The organism is Actibacterium atlanticum, from assembly GCF_000671395.1.
Taxonomy (GTDB): domain Bacteria; phylum Pseudomonadota; class Alphaproteobacteria; order Rhodobacterales; family Rhodobacteraceae; genus Actibacterium_D; species Actibacterium_D atlanticum.
Window position 1 is genome coordinate 302,794 of sequence record NZ_AQQY01000001.1, and the last position, 14,750, is coordinate 317,543.

The 14,750-nt window shown below is 58.1% G+C and carries 18 protein-coding genes; 11 read left to right on the forward strand and 7 right to left on the reverse strand.

Annotation, left to right across the window (positions count from 1 at the left end):
* Positions 1-16: 16 nt before the first annotated feature.
* The 3 genes from ATO10_RS01500 to coaD all read left to right on the forward strand — a co-directional run bounded on the left by ATO10_RS01500 (position 17) and on the right by coaD (position 1,962).
* Entirely contained in the window at positions 17-919 is a 903-nt protein-coding gene (locus ATO10_RS01500; protein ID WP_035247089.1) for a LysR family transcriptional regulator, read from the forward strand.
* 52 nt (positions 920-971) lie between these two features.
* A complete protein-coding gene (locus ATO10_RS01505) occupies positions 972-1,406 on the forward strand; it encodes a CBS domain-containing protein (protein WP_035247092.1) in 435 nt (144 codons plus the stop codon).
* A 64-nt stretch (positions 1,407-1,470) separates the two neighbouring features.
* The gene (gene coaD, locus ATO10_RS01510; RefSeq protein ID WP_035247095.1) at positions 1,471-1,962 is read left to right on the forward strand and encodes a pantetheine-phosphate adenylyltransferase; all 492 of its coding nucleotides are present in this window, start codon (positions 1,471-1,473) and stop codon (positions 1,960-1,962) included.
* A 15-nt stretch (positions 1,963-1,977) separates the two neighbouring features.
* Here the strand turns inward: coaD and ATO10_RS16495 are convergent, their stop codons facing one another.
* The 3 genes from ATO10_RS16495 to tkt form a co-directional block, all read right to left on the reverse strand.
* On the reverse strand, positions 1,978-2,121 hold the full coding sequence (locus tag ATO10_RS16495) for a hypothetical protein (protein WP_035247098.1): 144 nt from the start codon (positions 2,119-2,121) through the stop codon (positions 1,978-1,980).
* A 39-nt stretch (positions 2,122-2,160) separates the two neighbouring features.
* Positions 2,161-3,162, reverse strand: coding sequence for a type I glyceraldehyde-3-phosphate dehydrogenase (gene gap / locus ATO10_RS01520; protein WP_035247101.1), 1,002 nt, complete (start codon positions 3,160-3,162; stop codon positions 2,161-2,163).
* 235 nt (positions 3,163-3,397) lie between these two features.
* Positions 3,398-5,413 carry a transketolase gene (gene tkt, locus ATO10_RS01525; RefSeq protein ID WP_035247105.1) on the reverse strand — a complete coding sequence of 672 codons (2,016 nt, stop codon included), beginning with the start codon at positions 5,411-5,413 and terminating at the stop codon, positions 3,398-3,400.
* A 213-nt stretch (positions 5,414-5,626) separates the two neighbouring features.
* Between tkt and ATO10_RS01530 the strand changes: the two genes are divergently transcribed.
* Together ATO10_RS01530 and ATO10_RS01535 are read left to right on the forward strand one after the other, a co-directional pair.
* A complete protein-coding gene (locus tag ATO10_RS01530) occupies positions 5,627-6,136 on the forward strand; it encodes a hypothetical protein (protein WP_035247108.1) in 510 nt (169 codons plus the stop codon).
* Positions 6,129-6,524: a cell division protein ZapA gene (locus tag ATO10_RS01535; RefSeq protein ID WP_035247111.1), complete on the forward strand. Its 396-nt coding sequence runs from the start codon at positions 6,129-6,131 to the stop codon at positions 6,522-6,524. Before ATO10_RS01530 ends, ATO10_RS01535 begins: the two co-directional genes overlap by 8 nt.
* Positions 6,525-6,596: 72 nt before the next feature.
* On the opposite strand, the gene grxD is transcribed toward ATO10_RS01535, so the two are convergent.
* From grxD to ATO10_RS01555, 4 genes are all read right to left on the reverse strand, one after another.
* Complete coding sequence (grxD, locus tag ATO10_RS01540; protein WP_035247113.1) at positions 6,597-6,959, reverse strand: Grx4 family monothiol glutaredoxin; 363 nt, start codon at positions 6,957-6,959, stop codon at positions 6,597-6,599.
* 132 nt (positions 6,960-7,091) lie between these two features.
* On the reverse strand, positions 7,092-7,328 hold the full coding sequence (locus tag ATO10_RS01545; RefSeq protein WP_035247116.1) for a BolA/IbaG family iron-sulfur metabolism protein: 237 nt from the start codon (positions 7,326-7,328) through the stop codon (positions 7,092-7,094).
* A 63-nt stretch (positions 7,329-7,391) separates the two neighbouring features.
* Complete coding sequence (purL, locus tag ATO10_RS01550) at positions 7,392-9,551, reverse strand: phosphoribosylformylglycinamidine synthase subunit PurL (protein ID WP_035247118.1); 2,160 nt, start codon at positions 9,549-9,551, stop codon at positions 7,392-7,394.
* Positions 9,552-9,878: 327 nt separating this feature from the next.
* Complete coding sequence (locus ATO10_RS01555; protein WP_035247122.1) at positions 9,879-10,784, reverse strand: LysR family transcriptional regulator; 906 nt, start codon at positions 10,782-10,784, stop codon at positions 9,879-9,881.
* Between the two features lie 432 nt (positions 10,785-11,216).
* Here ATO10_RS01555 and ATO10_RS01560 point away from each other — a divergent pair, with 432 nt between their 5' ends.
* The 6 genes from ATO10_RS01560 (at position 11,217) to ATO10_RS16345 (ending at position 14,732) form a co-directional block, all read left to right on the forward strand.
* Complete coding sequence (locus ATO10_RS01560; protein WP_081806417.1) at positions 11,217-12,023, forward strand: lysophospholipid acyltransferase family protein; 807 nt, start codon at positions 11,217-11,219, stop codon at positions 12,021-12,023.
* Entirely contained in the window at positions 12,023-12,835 is an 813-nt protein-coding gene (murI, locus tag ATO10_RS01565) for a glutamate racemase (RefSeq protein WP_035247128.1), read from the forward strand. Before ATO10_RS01560 ends, murI begins: the two co-directional genes overlap by 1 nt.
* A gap of 77 nt (positions 12,836-12,912) precedes the next feature.
* Complete coding sequence (gene ccmE, locus ATO10_RS01570) at positions 12,913-13,359, forward strand: cytochrome c maturation protein CcmE (RefSeq protein ID WP_035247131.1); 447 nt, start codon at positions 12,913-12,915, stop codon at positions 13,357-13,359.
* A gap of 61 nt (positions 13,360-13,420) precedes the next feature.
* Positions 13,421-14,032, forward strand: a complete 612-nt coding sequence (locus tag ATO10_RS01575; RefSeq protein WP_035247133.1) for a holin-associated N-acetylmuramidase — start codon at positions 13,421-13,423, stop codon at positions 14,030-14,032.
* Positions 14,023-14,559: a holin family protein gene (locus tag ATO10_RS01580; RefSeq protein ID WP_035247137.1), complete on the forward strand. Its 537-nt coding sequence runs from the start codon at positions 14,023-14,025 to the stop codon at positions 14,557-14,559. The genes ATO10_RS01575 and ATO10_RS01580 overlap by 10 nt, the downstream gene beginning before the upstream one ends.
* A complete protein-coding gene (locus tag ATO10_RS16345; RefSeq protein WP_155886670.1) occupies positions 14,556-14,732 on the forward strand; it encodes a hypothetical protein in 177 nt (58 codons plus the stop codon). Before ATO10_RS01580 ends, ATO10_RS16345 begins: the two co-directional genes overlap by 4 nt.
* The last annotated feature ends 18 nt before the right edge of the window (positions 14,733-14,750 follow it).

Here is a 14,750-nt window from a genome sequence, read left to right on the forward strand (position 1 = left end):
AAAATGAGGTGGGAAGATGGATCCGAACTGGGACGACTTGCGGGTATTTCTGGCGGTTGCGCGACTGGAAAGCCTGTCGGGCGCGGGAAAACAGTTGAAAATGGACCCGGCAACGGTGGGTCGGCGGGTGCAACGCTTGGAAGAGGCTCTGGACGCGAGCCTGTTCGCCAAATCTCCACAAGGCTATGCGTTGACCGCTGAAGGAGAGCGGTTGCTGACGCGTGTGGAACAGGCAGAACAGGCCGTGACTCTTGGGGCCGAAGAGACGCGCGGACAGGCCGGGCAGTTGTCGGGTACAGTTCGGCTGGGTGCACCCGATGGCTGTGCCAACTATATCCTGCCGCAGGTCTGTGCGCGGATTTGCGAAGAAAACCCGGGGCTGGAGGTGCAGATTTTGTCTTTGCCGCGCGTGGTGAACCTGTCACGTCGCGAGGCCGACATGGCGATTGTTGTCAGCCCCCCCGATGCCGGGCGCCTGACGGTACAAAAGATCACGGACTATAAGTTGCATCTGGCGGCGTCGCGTAAGTATCTGAAAATGCACGGGCCTATCGAGTCTCTGTCGGAACTGCGAAACCATAAGACCGTAGGTTACATCCCCGACATGGTGTTTGACCAAAAGCTGGACTACAGCGCCGCAATGGGCGTTGAAGATGTGCAGTTTGCGTCAAACTCGGTCGCGGTTCAGGTGAACTTCCTGCGCCACGGGGCGGGTATTGGTATGGCCCATGATTTCGTCCTGCCCGCGGTGCGAAACATTCAGCGCATTTTGCCCGACCAGCTGTCCTTGCAACGGTCGTTCTATTTGGTGCGCCACGCCGACGACCGGCGTGTCGAGCGCCTGAATCGGTTTTCGGCAGCGTTGATCGACGGAATTCGGGCAGAAGTGCTACGTTTGGAGGAGGCGGTCGAAACTTGACATATCGTCGCAGTTGGGGCGAGGCTGGGCATATGCACGGAGGAGAATATTAATGCAGGTTCAACAGATTTTAAAATCAAAGCCGGAAACCGGCGTCGCCACCATTCAGCCCGGCAGCTCGGTTTCGGATGCAGCGACCCTTTTGTCGCAAAAACGTATCGGGTCTTTGGTGGTGTCCAGCACCGGCAGCGACGTGATTGGTATTCTGTCCGAGCGCGACATCGTACGGGAATTGGGGAAGCGCGGGGCCACGTGCATGTCGGACAAGGTTGATGACTTGATGACCAGCACCATCGTCACCTGCTCCCCCGGTGATGACACCAGCAGCGTGCTGAGCAAAATGACCGAAGGCCGGTTTCGACACATGCCGGTGATGGAAGGCAACGTCATGGTCGGTTTGATCTCGATTGGGGATGTGGTCAAGGCGCGTCTGGCGCAACTGTCCATGGAGAAAGACGCCCTTGAAGGAATGATCATGGGATTCTGAGCGTTTCGCTCTTGCAAAGGGTCGCGCAATATTGTTGCGTGGCCCAAAGATAAGAGGGGGACACATGCGCATAGGTCTATATCCAGGGACATTCGATCCGGTCACTTTGGGCCATGTAGATATTATTCAGCGGGCCTCAACACTGGTCGACCGGCTGGTCATTGGTGTGGCGATCAACCGCGACAAGGGGCCTTTGTTCACCTTGGAAGAGCGTGTGGCGATGGTCGAAGCAGAATGCGCCAAGCTGAAGCTTCCCGGAGGCCCTGAGTTTGTCGTTCACCCTTTCGAAAACCTGCTGATCGACTGCGCCCATGATGTTGGTGCGACCATGATCATCCGGGGCCTGCGCGCGGTGGCTGACTTTGAGTACGAATTCCAGATGGTCGGCATGAACCGGGTGCTGGATTCCTCGGTCGAAACAGTTTTTCTGATGGCAGATGCGCGGCGTCAGGCGATTGCTTCTAAACTGGTCAAAGAAATCGCGCGGCTGGGCGGGGATGTTTCTCAGTTCGTGAGCGCGCCAGTCAATGACGCCCTGATTGAGCGGCTGCGCTAGCGCGCCGCTCAGTTTTCAGCGCCAGAAGGCCAGATATTCAATCAGCGCCGTGGCCTTTTTGGCCAAAAACAGGCTGCCCTGAAGATCAAACATCACATAATCAAAAGCCAGCGCTGCCAGAATGGTTGCGATCAAAAACAGCGCAAGCTGGTTGGTCATAGTGATGATGTGGCGCCCTTTTGGGGGCGCCGCTCCTGATTAGCTCAGGCGTCCCATCGTGGCCGCAACATCGGCCATGCGGCAGGAGAAGCCCCATTCATTGTCGTACCATGCCAGAACGCGAACGGTACGACCACCCACAACTTTGGTTTGGTCCGGGGCAAAGATCGACGACGCTTGCGTGTGGTTGAAGTCGATCGAAACTTTGGGCTCGGGGTCATAGGCCAGAACTGCACCCATGTGACCGGCGGCGGCTTCGCGCACGATTTCGTTCACATCAGCGGCGGTGACGTCTTTGCCAGCCTCAAACGTCAGGTCGATGGCCGAAACGTTGGGGGTGGGCACCCGCATGGCAGTGCCGTCCAGCTTACCTGCCAGTTCGGGCAGCACTTCGCCAAGGGCTTTCGCGGCCCCGGTCGAGGTGGGGATCATCGCCATGGCCGCAGCGCGGGCGCGGTACAGATCTTTGTGGCGGCGGTCCAGAGTCGGCTGGTCGCCGGTGTAGCTGTGGATGGTGGTCATCACACCGCGCTCAATCCCGATGGCGTCGTTCAGCACCTTGGCCAGCGGAGCCAGACCGTTGGTGGTGCACGACCCGTTCGAGATCATGTTGTCATTCGCTTCCAGATCGCGGTGGTTCACGCCGAAGACGATGGTCTTTTGCACATTCTTGGCAGGGGCCGAGATCAGAACCTTTTTGGCGCCGTGCTCGAGGTGAACTTTCGCCTTTTCACCGTCGTTGAATTTGCCGGTGCATTCCAGAACCACGTCACAGCCCGACCAGTCCAGTTCGGTCGGATCATAGGTCGAGAAAACCTGCATCGGGCCACGGCCGATATCCATCTTGTCGCCATCAACAGTGACGTTGCCCCCGAAGCGGCCATGAACCGAGTCATACTTAAGCAGATGCGCGTTTGTTTCGATCGGGCCGGTGGCGTTGATCTTGACCACCTGAACGTCGTTGCGGGCGGCTTCGGCGATATGTGCCAGGGTACACCGGCCAATGCGGCCAAATCCGTTGATGCCAAGGGTGACGGTCATGGGGGTTCTCCATAAAACTCACTGGGCACGATGATGGCCCTGTCCGCTGCATTTGCACGCTGAATACTTGGCTGAGGAGTTTGAGAAAAGGTGTAAAACCGTCAAAAAACAGAGTGTTAGCGCAAAACTCTGTTTGGCGACAAGTTGGTTGCGCTAACGTCTGCGCCAACATTCACAGGCGCAAATAAAAAGGGCGCTCTGCGAAGAGCGCCCCCGAATCTGTTTTGGTTTGTGATCACAAAAGAGATTTGGCCTTTTCGGCGACCGCTTCGGCCGTGATGCCAAACTTTTCAAACAGCTCACCCGCAGGGGCTGAGGCGCCAAAACTGTCCATGCCGACAAAGCCAGCCTTGGCCTCGCGTCCACGTTCACCCAGCAGCCACTTGTCCCAGCCCTGACGCACGCCAGCCTCGATCGCGACACGCACCGCACCACCGGGCAGGACCCGTTTGCGATAGGCTTCGTCCTGTGCGCTGAACAGCTCCCAGCACGGCATCGAAACCACGCGGGTGCCAATACCTTCGGCTTGCAGCAAATCCCGCGCGGCCAAGGCAACCGACACTTCCGAGCCGGTGGCCATCAGGATCACCTGACGCTTGCCCTCGGCATCGGCCAGAACATAGGCGCCCTGGGCAACCATGTTCTTGGTTTTGTGCTCAGTGCGCACGGTGGGCAGGCCCTGACGGCTCAGCGCCAGCGTCGACGGTGTCTCGGTCGAGGTCAGGGCGATTTCCCAGGCCTCGGCGGTTTCGACGGTGTCGGCGGGGCGGAACACGTTCATGTTCGGCATCGCGCGCAAAGACGCCACATGTTCGACCGGCTGGTGGGTCGGGCCATCTTCGCCCAGACCGATGCTGTCATGGGTCATGACATAGGTCACCGGGGTCTTCATCAGCGCCGACAGACGCATCGCCCCGCGGGCATAGTCGGCAAAGCACAGGAAGGTGCCGCCATAGGGGCGCACACCGCCATGCAAGGCCATGCCGTTCATTGCGGCGGCCATGCCGTGTTCACGAATACCGTAGTACACGTAGCGCCCCTTGCGGTTGCCCGGCTCAAAGATGCCCAGATCGCCGGTCTTGGTGTTGTTCGAACCGGTCAGGTCAGCCGAGCCGCCAATGGTTTCCTGCATGATCGGGTTGATCACTTCCAGAACCATTTCGCTGGATTTGCGGGTGGCGACCTTGGGGGCCTCGTCGCTGATCTGTTTTTTCAGCGCTTTGATGGTGGCCGAGAGCTTCTTGGGCGCTTCGCCTGCCAGAACGCGGTTGAACTCACGCTGCTTGGACTGGCTGAGGGTGGCAAAACGGTCCTCCCATTCGGCGCGATCGGCGGCGCCACGGCTGCCGATGGCTTCCCATGCCGATTTGACGTCAGCGGGGATGTCAAAGGCGGGGTGGGGCCAGCCGTAAACATCACGCGCATCCGAGATCAGCTTGGAATCGGTCAGGGCGCCGTGGCCTTTCGACGTATCCTGCGCCGAGGTGCCAAGGGCGATATGCGTTTTACACGCGATCATGGTTGGCTTTTTCGATTTTTTCGCCGCAACGATCACGCGGTCGATGTCGTCGGGGTCATGGCCGTCACATTCATAGACAGACCAGCCCGAGGCCTTGAAGCGCGCGATTTGATCGGTCTTGTCGGCAATATCGACGGTGCCGTCGATGGTGATGCCGTTGTTGTCCCAGAACACGATCAGCTTGCTCAGCTCCTGTTTGCCAGCCAGACCGATGGCCTCCTGGCTGACGCCTTCCATCAGGCAGCCGTCACCGGCGAAGACATAGGTGTGGTGATCCACGACTTTCTTGCCGTATTGCGCGCGTTGCAGCTCTTCGGCCATGGCAAATCCCACGGCGTTCGAAATACCCTGACCCAGCGGGCCGGTGGTGGTTTCTACGCCCTCCAGCAGGAAGTTTTCCGGGTGACCCGCGGTTTTCGCGCCCATCTGGCGGAAGTTCTTAATCTGCTCCAGCGTGACCTGTTTGTCGCCGGTCAAATAGAGCAGCGCATAGATCAGCATCGAGCCATGCCCCGCCGACAGGATGAACCGGTCACGGTCGGGCCATTGCGGGTTGGCGGCGTCAAACTTCAGGTGTTTTTCAAACAGCACCGTTGCCACATCCGCCATGCCGATGGGCATGCCTGAATGGCCCGAATTGGCGGCAGCAACCGCATCCAGGGTCAGCGCGCGGATGGCGCAGGCTTTGGACCAGTGGTCCGGATGAGCTTTGGCGAGAGCTTGGATATCCACGGCGGGCGTCCTTTTACACGAGCAGTTTCCGGGCGGTCATATGCACGGTTTGGCGCAAGATCAAGCGTTTGCGCAAACGCTCTGCGGTAAAAGGGGGCGCATTTCGCAAGGTCATTGGTTAAACTTGTTCCATAACGCCTTTGACTCGATTCGGTTTTTCTCGTTCAACGGGGGAAACAAACAGGCGAAAAAGCAAGACCGGAACTGGCAGAGATGAGCGATATCACCGAATTGGAACAGCGACTGGCGGCAGCGCTGGAACGCATCAGCGCAGGCGCAGAGGCGCTGAACGCACAGGCCGCGCCCCCGACCGACTCGCCTGACGAAGGCGCTGCAGACAGTGCTGAACTGGAAAAACTGCGTCAGGCGCTCGATGAAGAGAAAACCGCCAACGCCCAGCTTGAAGAGCGCGTGCGCGTGATTCACGGCAAGCTGGAAGGGCAGGTTGCAGGCATGGACGACGAAGTCGCTCGCCTGCGTGAACAAGCCGCGGCGGCCGAGGCTGACATAACCCGCCTTCGTACCGTCAACGCCGAGCTGCGCCGGATTAATAACGACCTGCGCGCCGCCAATGCCGAAGGGGTGGGGGATGCGCATCTGATCAACAAGTCGATGCTGGCAGAACTGGATGCCCTGCGCGCCTTGCGTGACAGCGACCAACAAGAGGTGGACGAGGTCATCGCCGAACTGATGCCGCTGGTGCAGGAGGAAAAGAATGCCTGACGTACAAATTACGATTGGTGGCCGCAGTTTCGAGGTGTCTTGCCAGGAAGGTGAAGAAGTCTATCTGCAATCCGCCGCTGGGTTGCTGGATGCCGAAGCTTCGCATCTGGTGTCCCAAATCGGGCGTTTGCCCGAAGCGCGCATGTTGCTGATGTCCGGATTGATGCTGGCCGACAAGACCGCCGGGCTAGAGGAGCGTCTGCAAGAGGCCCAGACCGCGCTGGACGCCGCTAAAACAGAGCTTGAAAGCCTTAAGTCGGCCCCGATGCCCGAGCCTGAAAAGGTCGAAGTCCCGGTGATCCCCAAAGTGGTCACCGACAGTTTCGCTGAACTTGCCGCCCGTGCGGAAGCCATCGCGGACGAGGTTGAGAAAAAAGCCCAAGTCTAGGCGCCAAACACGCTAAAACAGTAAAGCCCGCGCAATGCGCGGGCTTTTCATTTTAATAACAGTCGCTTGCGATCAGGCGTTGGCCTCGCGGATTTGATCCGCCGCTTCTTTGTTAAAGGTGACACCTTTGTCAGCAAACAGCTGATCCAGCTCGGCCGACAGCGTCATTTCGGTGATGATATCGCAGCCACCAACGAACTCACCCTTCACATAAAGCTGCGGGATGGTTGGCCAGTCGCTGAATTCCTTGATGCCCTGACGGATCGCATCATCGGCCAGAACGTTCACGTCCTGATACTCCACGCCGATGAAGTTCAACACACCCGCCACACGGCTGGAGAACCCGCATTGCGGCATCTCTTTGGTGCCTTTCATGTAAAGCACCACGTCGTTGTCTTCGATGGTTTTCTGAATCAGATCAGTCGTTTCAGTCATCTCATTCTCCGGTTTTGTCTGCGGCGGTTCATAGCGCGTTTCACCCGCCAGTATCTGGGACCGTATTTGCAAAGCCCGACAATATCGTCACACCAATTGAAGATGCCGAGAAGTTCGAGCAGGTCGTCCAATCTATTCCGGTGCCTTGGTGGTCAGGCCAAGCGCGTGCAGCTTGCCGCTGTCGATCTCGGCCTTGACGGTGGCGTTGACGGCGCGTTGCTGTTGCACGCGGCTCATACCCCGGAAGCTTTCGTCGATCACCTCGGCCGCCCAATGGTTTCCGTCGCCGGCCAGATCGGTGATGGTGATCTGGGCGTTCGGGAATCCGGTGCGGATCAGGTCTTCGATTTCTTGGGCAACCATGGCCATAGGCGCGTTCCTTCGTGATGTCTTCGCTCAAAATGTAGGGGGCCGTTTGCCCGGGGGCAAGCCTCAGGCGACTGCCTGCGCGAAGCTGCCGCGATAGAGAGCCCCGATTTCCACCATCAAGGCGGTGCTTTCGCCAAAGGAAATCGTGTCGCCGCCAAAGCGACCGACCGTCTCTAGAGAGACACCTGCTTTCGTAGCCGCCGCAGCCAAAGCCGTGGCCTGATCCGGCGAACAGGCGATCAGATAGCGCCCCTGATCCTCGCCAAATAGCGTTGCGGTATCGCTTGCTTCAATTTGAACGCCCACATTTCCCGCCAGCGCCATCTCAAATGCTGCCAGCGCCAGACCGCCGTCCGCCAGATCCGAACAAGCCCCGATCAGCGCGCGGTTGTCGCGGATGAAATCGCCGTGCTTGGCTTCGGCGGCCAGATCGACATGGGGTGCGTCCCCATCTTCGCGGCCAAACATTTCATAAAGCAGCGCCGACTGGCCCAGATGGCCCTCGGTGGTGCCCAAAACCAGTGCCACCTGACCTGCGGCCGCTGCACCACTGATCAGATCGTCCAGATGGGTCAAAAGACCCACGGCGCCGATGGTTGGCGTGGGCAGGATGCCCTGACCGTCGGTTTCATTGTAAAGCGACACGTTGCCCGACACGATCGGCACATCCAGCGCCGCGACAGCCTCGCCAATGCCTTTGATGGCGCCGACGAACTGGCCCATGATCTCGGGCTTTTCGGGGTTGCCGAAGTTCAGGTTGTCGGTGGTGGCCAAAGGCTTGGCACCCACAGCAGACAAGTTGCGATACGCCTCGGCCACGGCCTGTTTGCCGCCTTCAATCGGGTTGGCGCGCACATAGCGCGGGGTCACGTCGCTGGTAAAGGCCAGCGCCTTGTCGGTGCCATGCACACGCACGATGCCCGCGCCAAGGCCCGGCGTGCGGACGGTATCGCCCATCACCTGACTGTCGTATTGTTCATAGACCCAGTTTTTGGCCGCATAGTTGGGCGACGACACCAGCGCCTTGAGCCCTTCAATCGCGTCCACGGTGGGCGCGTCAGTCAGCGGGGTGGCTGCCGGGGTGGCAACCCACGGGCGGTCATATTCAGGTGCGGTGCCCGACAGGGCCTTCAGCGGCAGATCGGCTTTGACCTCACCGTTGTGTTTGATCAGGAAGCGGTCTTCATCAATCGTGTGACCAACGATCGCGAAATCCAGATCCCATTTCTCGAACACTGCGCGGGCGGCGTCTTCTTTCTCGGGCTTCAGGACCATCAACATGCGTTCCTGAGACTCTGACAGCATCATCTCATAGGCGGTCATGTTCTCTTCGCGCTGCGGGACGCATTCCAGATCAAGCTGAACGCCCAGATTGCCCTTGTCGCCCATTTCGACGGCGGAACATGTCAGGCCAGCAGCGCCCATATCCTGAATAGAGATCACAGCGCCGGTTTGCATTAGCTCAAGGGTGGCTTCCATCAGGCGTTTCTCGGTGAACGGGTCACCGACCTGAACTGTGGGGCGTTTTTCTTCGATGGTGTCGTCAAACTCGGCCGAGGCCATAGTTGCACCGCCAACGCCATCACGACCGGTTTTGGCACCCAGATACACAACCGGCATGCCGACACCCGAGGCGGCGGAGTAGAAAATCTTGTCAGTATCCGCCAGACCAGCGGCAAAGGCGTTTACAAGGCAGTTGCCGTTATAGGCGGGGTGGAACCGCACTTCGCCGCCCACGGTGGGCACACCGAAACAGTTGCCATAGCCGCCGACACCTTCGACCACACCGTTGACCAACTGACGGGTCTTGGGGTGGGAGGTTTCGCCGAACGACAAAGAGTTCATCGCCGCAATCGGGCGCGCGCCCATGGTGAACACGTCACGCAGAATGCCGCCCACGCCGGTGGCAGCACCCTGATAGGGTTCGATGTAGGACGGGTGGTTGTGGCTTTCCATTTTAAAAACCACGGCCTGACCATCGCCAATATCCACAATGCCGGCGTTTTCGCCGGGGCCACAGATGACCTGCGGTCCCTCGGTGGGCAGGGTGCGCAGCCATTTCTTGGACGACTTATAGGAACAATGCTCGTTCCACATCGCGCTGAAGATGCCCAGCTCGGTGAATGTGGGCTCACGATTGAGCAGACGCAGAATTTCGGCATATTCCTCGGGCTTGAGGCCGTGTGCCTCGATCAGCTCTTCGGTGATTTGCGGGTCTTGCATCTTGACACTTTCCCTTCGTCATTGCTTGCGCAGCGTCTTATTGCATGGGGCGGCGTGGGGAAAGAGGCAGTTTTAGCCGCAACCGCATAATCCTGTGCGATCGAAGGGCATATCTTGGGGAATCGGTCCAAAAATATCGCGATCTTGTGGTTTTTGAGGGGGTTCTGCCAAAAAAAAGGCCGAGACAAAGCTCGGCCAAAGTCCAACAGGGAGGTGAAGAGTGATGCAATGCATCGTCTTCGAGTCCCGATTTAGGGGGCAGAGCCGGTTGAATCAAGAAAAATATGCCGCAGGTGCAGCATGACCGTCATGTGTGTTGCGCATATCTCACAGGCTCTTTGCCTGTTTTATACGCTTTCTGTGTTCAAAAATTTCTTCGACCACGAAGTCGCGGAACACCTCGACCCGTTTGGAATGACGCAGTTCTTCGGGGTACGCAAGGAAGGCGGGGACTTCGTTTGACTCAACATCGGGCAATACGCGGGTAAGCTCGGGGAAGTCTTCGGTCAGGTAGTCCGGCAGCACGCCGATCCCCAAATTGTTCAACACCCCCTGCAGCACGCCAAAATAGTTGTTCACACTGAGCGTCGAGGCCACGTTGTGGCTCATCAGATCACTGACCAGTTCGGCGCCGGCGGCCACCTGTGCGGAGGTGGCGTTCTGTGAAATCAGGCGATGTTTCGACAAATCATCCAGAGTTTCCGGCGTGCCATGTGCTTTAAGATAATCGGCAGATGCATAAAGGCGCATGCGAACTGTCATCAGCCGTTTGCGGATCAAATCTGCCTGGCTGGGCTCTTTCATGCGGATGGCCACGTCCGCCTCACGCATTGGCAAATCCAACACGCGTTCTTCCAGCATCAGGTCAATTTTCAGGTCGGGATATTTTTCGTACAGCTTGGGCAAACGCGGCGCTAGCCACAGGGCGCCAAATCCAAAGGTGGTGGTGACACGTAGTTCACCCACCATTTCCTCTTCGCTATCGCGGATACGTGCAGCGGCGGAATCCAGCCGTTTGGCCATGGCCGAGGTCGCATCAAACAGCAGTTCGCCCTGTTCGGTCAGAATCAGCCCACGGGCGTGTCGGTGAAAAAGGGTGGTGTCCAGGCTCTCTTCCAGCGCTCTGATCTGACGCGAGACAGCCGATTGTGACAGATGCAGCACATCTCCCGCATGGGTCAGGCTACCGGCGTCTGCGACCGCGTGAAAAATTCTGAGCTTGTCCCAGTCCATTTTTAATTCCCGCCCTTAGGGCCATTGTTCGCGAAACTTAGATGCCCGCGTGAGGTCTTTTCTTTACACGGGAGAACTTAAACCATTTGTGAATTATTCCAAGCATTGAACCAATGTGTTTTTGGGCGCGTCTTTCCCCGCAAGTAAAGACCAAGCAACCGCGATCCGCGCGTGGCGTTTGGCAATGGCACCGCAGCCCGTTTTGTGCAAAGCAAACGCGTGGGTTTCGGTCACGCGCGTGCCAAGTGGGCGTTGTGGCGTGGACCGTCGACTTACCGGATGCAGTTGCAGTGCAGTAAGTGCTTTTACCACGGCGCGATTCACGCTAACCCGGATGTCCGTGATTGCTCAGATGGAGACCCCCCGGTGAACCGGCACGCCACCCGCGAAATCAGCTATGCCAGCGCCGCCGGATCGCGCCCCGCAAGGGCGATGATCCGCACCGTGGAGAACGTCACCGGACGTCTGCGCCTGATCAAGCGTGCCGATGGGTATGAGCGCGATGTGGCCGCCGGACAGGACTTTTGGCAAGTGATCGCGGATCGCTATGGGTTGTCGCTGGACTGTGTGTCCGGCAGTTTGGACCTTATCCCGCGTGAGGGGCCGCTGGTGCTGGTCGCCAACCACCCCTATGGCATTCTGGACGGGTTGATGATGGGGTTGATCCTGTCCAAGACCCGCGGTGATTTTCGGATCATGGCCCATTCGGTTTTCCGCAAAGCCGAAGAAATCAACCGCATCATTCTACCGATCAGCTTTGATGAAACCCGCGAAGCGCAGAAGCTGAACATCGCCACCCGCAACCACGCACTGGAGTATCTGGGGCAGGGCGGCGCGATAGGGATTTTCCCGGGCGGTACGGTTTCAACCTCGGCCAAGCCGTTTTCCACGCCGCTTGATCCGGGGTGGCGCAAGTTCACTGCCAAGATGATTGCCAAGTCGGGTGCGCAGGTGGTGCCGGTGTTTTTTGAAGGGCGCAATTCGCGGCTGTTTCAGTTGGCCAGCCACGCCCACAACAACCTGCGTTTGGCCTTGTTGATCAAGGAGTTTGGCGCGCGCGTGGACAGCCCTGTGCGCATCCATGTGGGCGCGCCACTGGCGCAGGACAACTTGCGAAACTTGGCCGCAGATCCCAAAGCAATGATGGATTTCCTGCGTCGATCCACATATGAATTGTCGAACGATCCCGAGCAGTCGTTCGAATACGGCTTCGAATTTGAAGAGAGGCATAGACTCTGATGGCGGTAGGTGTTTTCGATTCAGGACTGGGTGGTTTGACCGTGTTGGACGCGGTGTCAAAACGTCTGCCAGAAGTGCCCTTTGTCTATTATGGGGACAATCAGCATGCGCCTTACGGGGTGCGTGATGCCGATGATGTTTTCAATCTGACAACTGCTGCGGTTGAACGGCTTTGGGCCGAAGGTTGCGATCTGGTCATTCTGGCGTGCAATACGGCGTCGGCGGCGGCGTTGAAACGGATGCAGGAAAGCTGGATCCCTGAGGACAAGCGGGTGCTGGGCGTGTTCGTGCCCTTGATCGAAGCTTTGACCGAACGACGTTGGGGGGATAACTCGCCGCCACGTGAAGTGGCTGTGAAACATGTGGCGCTGTTTGCCACGCCTGCGACGGTTTCCAGCCGCGCGTTTCAACGTGAACTGGCCTATCGGGCTGTCGGGGTGGATGTCGAAGCCCAGCCGTGCGGCGGCGTCGTGGATGCGATTGAACAGGGCGATGAAATTCTGGCCGAAGCGATGGTGCGCAGCCATGTCGAGGCGTTGTTGCGCCGCATGCCCGAACCTGAAGCGGCTATTTTGGGCTGCACCCATTACCCGTTGATGGAGCCGATCTTTCAGGACGCTTTGGGCGAGGATGTGAAAGTCTATTCACAGGCCAATCTGGTTGCCTCAAGCCTTGAGGATTACCTGAAACGGCATCCGGACATGTTGGGGGAAGGTGCGGTTTCAAAGTTCCTGACCACTGGTGATCCGCAAGCTGTATCCAACAAGGCCACGCAGTTTTTGCGCCGTCAGATCACGTTCGAGTCTGTCTGACTGCGTCCTTTGCGTCAGATCATTGCCTTTGGCGATCAAGTAGCTATGTTGCCCGCAACAAGCCGTAGGAGACCCCGATGCGAGGCCTTAAAAAGCAACGCCGAATCCAGATCATCATTGTGGCCTTTGTCGCCTTGGCGCTGTCGACCGCGCTGATTGGTTATGCGATGCGCGATGGGATCAACTTCTTCCGCTCGCCCACACAGGTGATGGAAGAACCGCCAGCCCCCAGCGAAGTGTTCCGTTTGGGCGGATTGGTGGCTGAAGGCTCGCTTGAGCGGGGGCAGGGTGAAACCGTTCGGTTTGATGTGACCGATGGCGGGGCGACTGTTTCGGTGGTGTTCACCGGGATTTTGCCCGATCTGTTTGAAGAGAACCAAGGCATGATCGGAACCGGAAAATATGTGAACGGTGTTTTCGAAGCCTCTGAAATCCTTGCCAAGCACGATGAAAATTACATGCCCAAAGAGGTCGCCGACGCTTTGAAAGAGCAAGGGCTCTATAAGGAAGCGGGCGGTAGCTGAAGCGGCTGTTAACGCTCTCGGGCTGACACTTTCCCCATGAGGCAACACATGGGGGTGTGGAATGCAATCCGTACAGGAAATCGCACAAGAGATCGTCGCCCGCGAAGGCGGCTATGTGAATGATCCGGATGATCCGGGTGGGGCCACGAAATACGGTGTGACCATCGGCACGATGCGTCGGCTGGGCTTGGATTTGACCGGTGATGGCGCGGTTACCACCGCAGATGTAAAGCGCCTGACGCAGGCGCAGGCCGTTCAGATTTTTGTAGATCATTACTATACGCAGCCCGGTATCGACAAACTGCCCAAGGTTCTGCAGGCGTCGGTTTTTGACATGTATGTCAACGCCGGGGGCAATGCCGTTAAAATACTGCAGCGCCTGTTGATCGACATGGGGCAGGCTGTCAGCGTCGATGGGGTGATTGGCCCCAGAACCCTTGCTGCCGCCAAATCTGCGGCAGATGCCGCGCCCAATCACATCGCTGATGCATATGGGATTGCGCGGCGAAACTACTATTACGATCTGGCCGATCGCCGTCCGTCTAGCCGCAAATATGCGCGCCGACGGGATGGGGGCAAGGGCGGGTGGATCACCCGGGCCGAAGCGTTCATCTCGGCGCACTACCGTCTTAGCATGACAGAGCACACCAAGAGGATCGCAGCATGGGGTTGATCGAGAATGTTCTATCTTTGCTTTTTGGGCCGCAAAAGAACGCGATTCGGGAAACGGTCGAGGTTTTTCGCGTCAATGCCGAAGCTGCGGACACCCGCGATGTTGCATTGCAACAAGCGGTTTTGCAGCAGTTCGGAACCGAGTTCACACAGCCCAAGGTCAGCCTGTTTGATACGATCATAGATGGTATCAACCGACTGCCGCGTCCGATGCTGGCGCTGGGCACCATCGGATTGTTTGTGTCGGCAATGGCCAACCCAATCTGGTTTGCCGAGCGCATGCAGGGAATCAGCCTTGTGCCTGAACCGATGTGGTGGATCATGGGCGCAATCATCAGTTTTTACTTTGGCGCGCGACACCAGTTGAAAGGCCAGCAATTTCAACGCTCTATTGCCGAAAGCATGGCGCGTGTCCCGGTCATGACCAATAACATGCGGATGCTGCGCAGCTTTGAGGAAGAGCCGACCGAGATCGAATACCAAAGCGGTCCCAACCCAGCGCTGAGCGATTGGAGGGCCGGAAAATGACTCTTTCAGCCCTTTCTCTGATGGTGGCGCTTTTGTCAGGCCTGAGCGCTTTCACGGTCTATGACCTTCGCATCGCCCGGCGCCGTCAAGACACACTGGCGTTGGCCATTTTGTCGACAGGGGCGATGATGACAATGGCAGCGCTGCAAGATCACGCATCTGTGCCGTTCTGACGCTCCATTGGTGGTTGG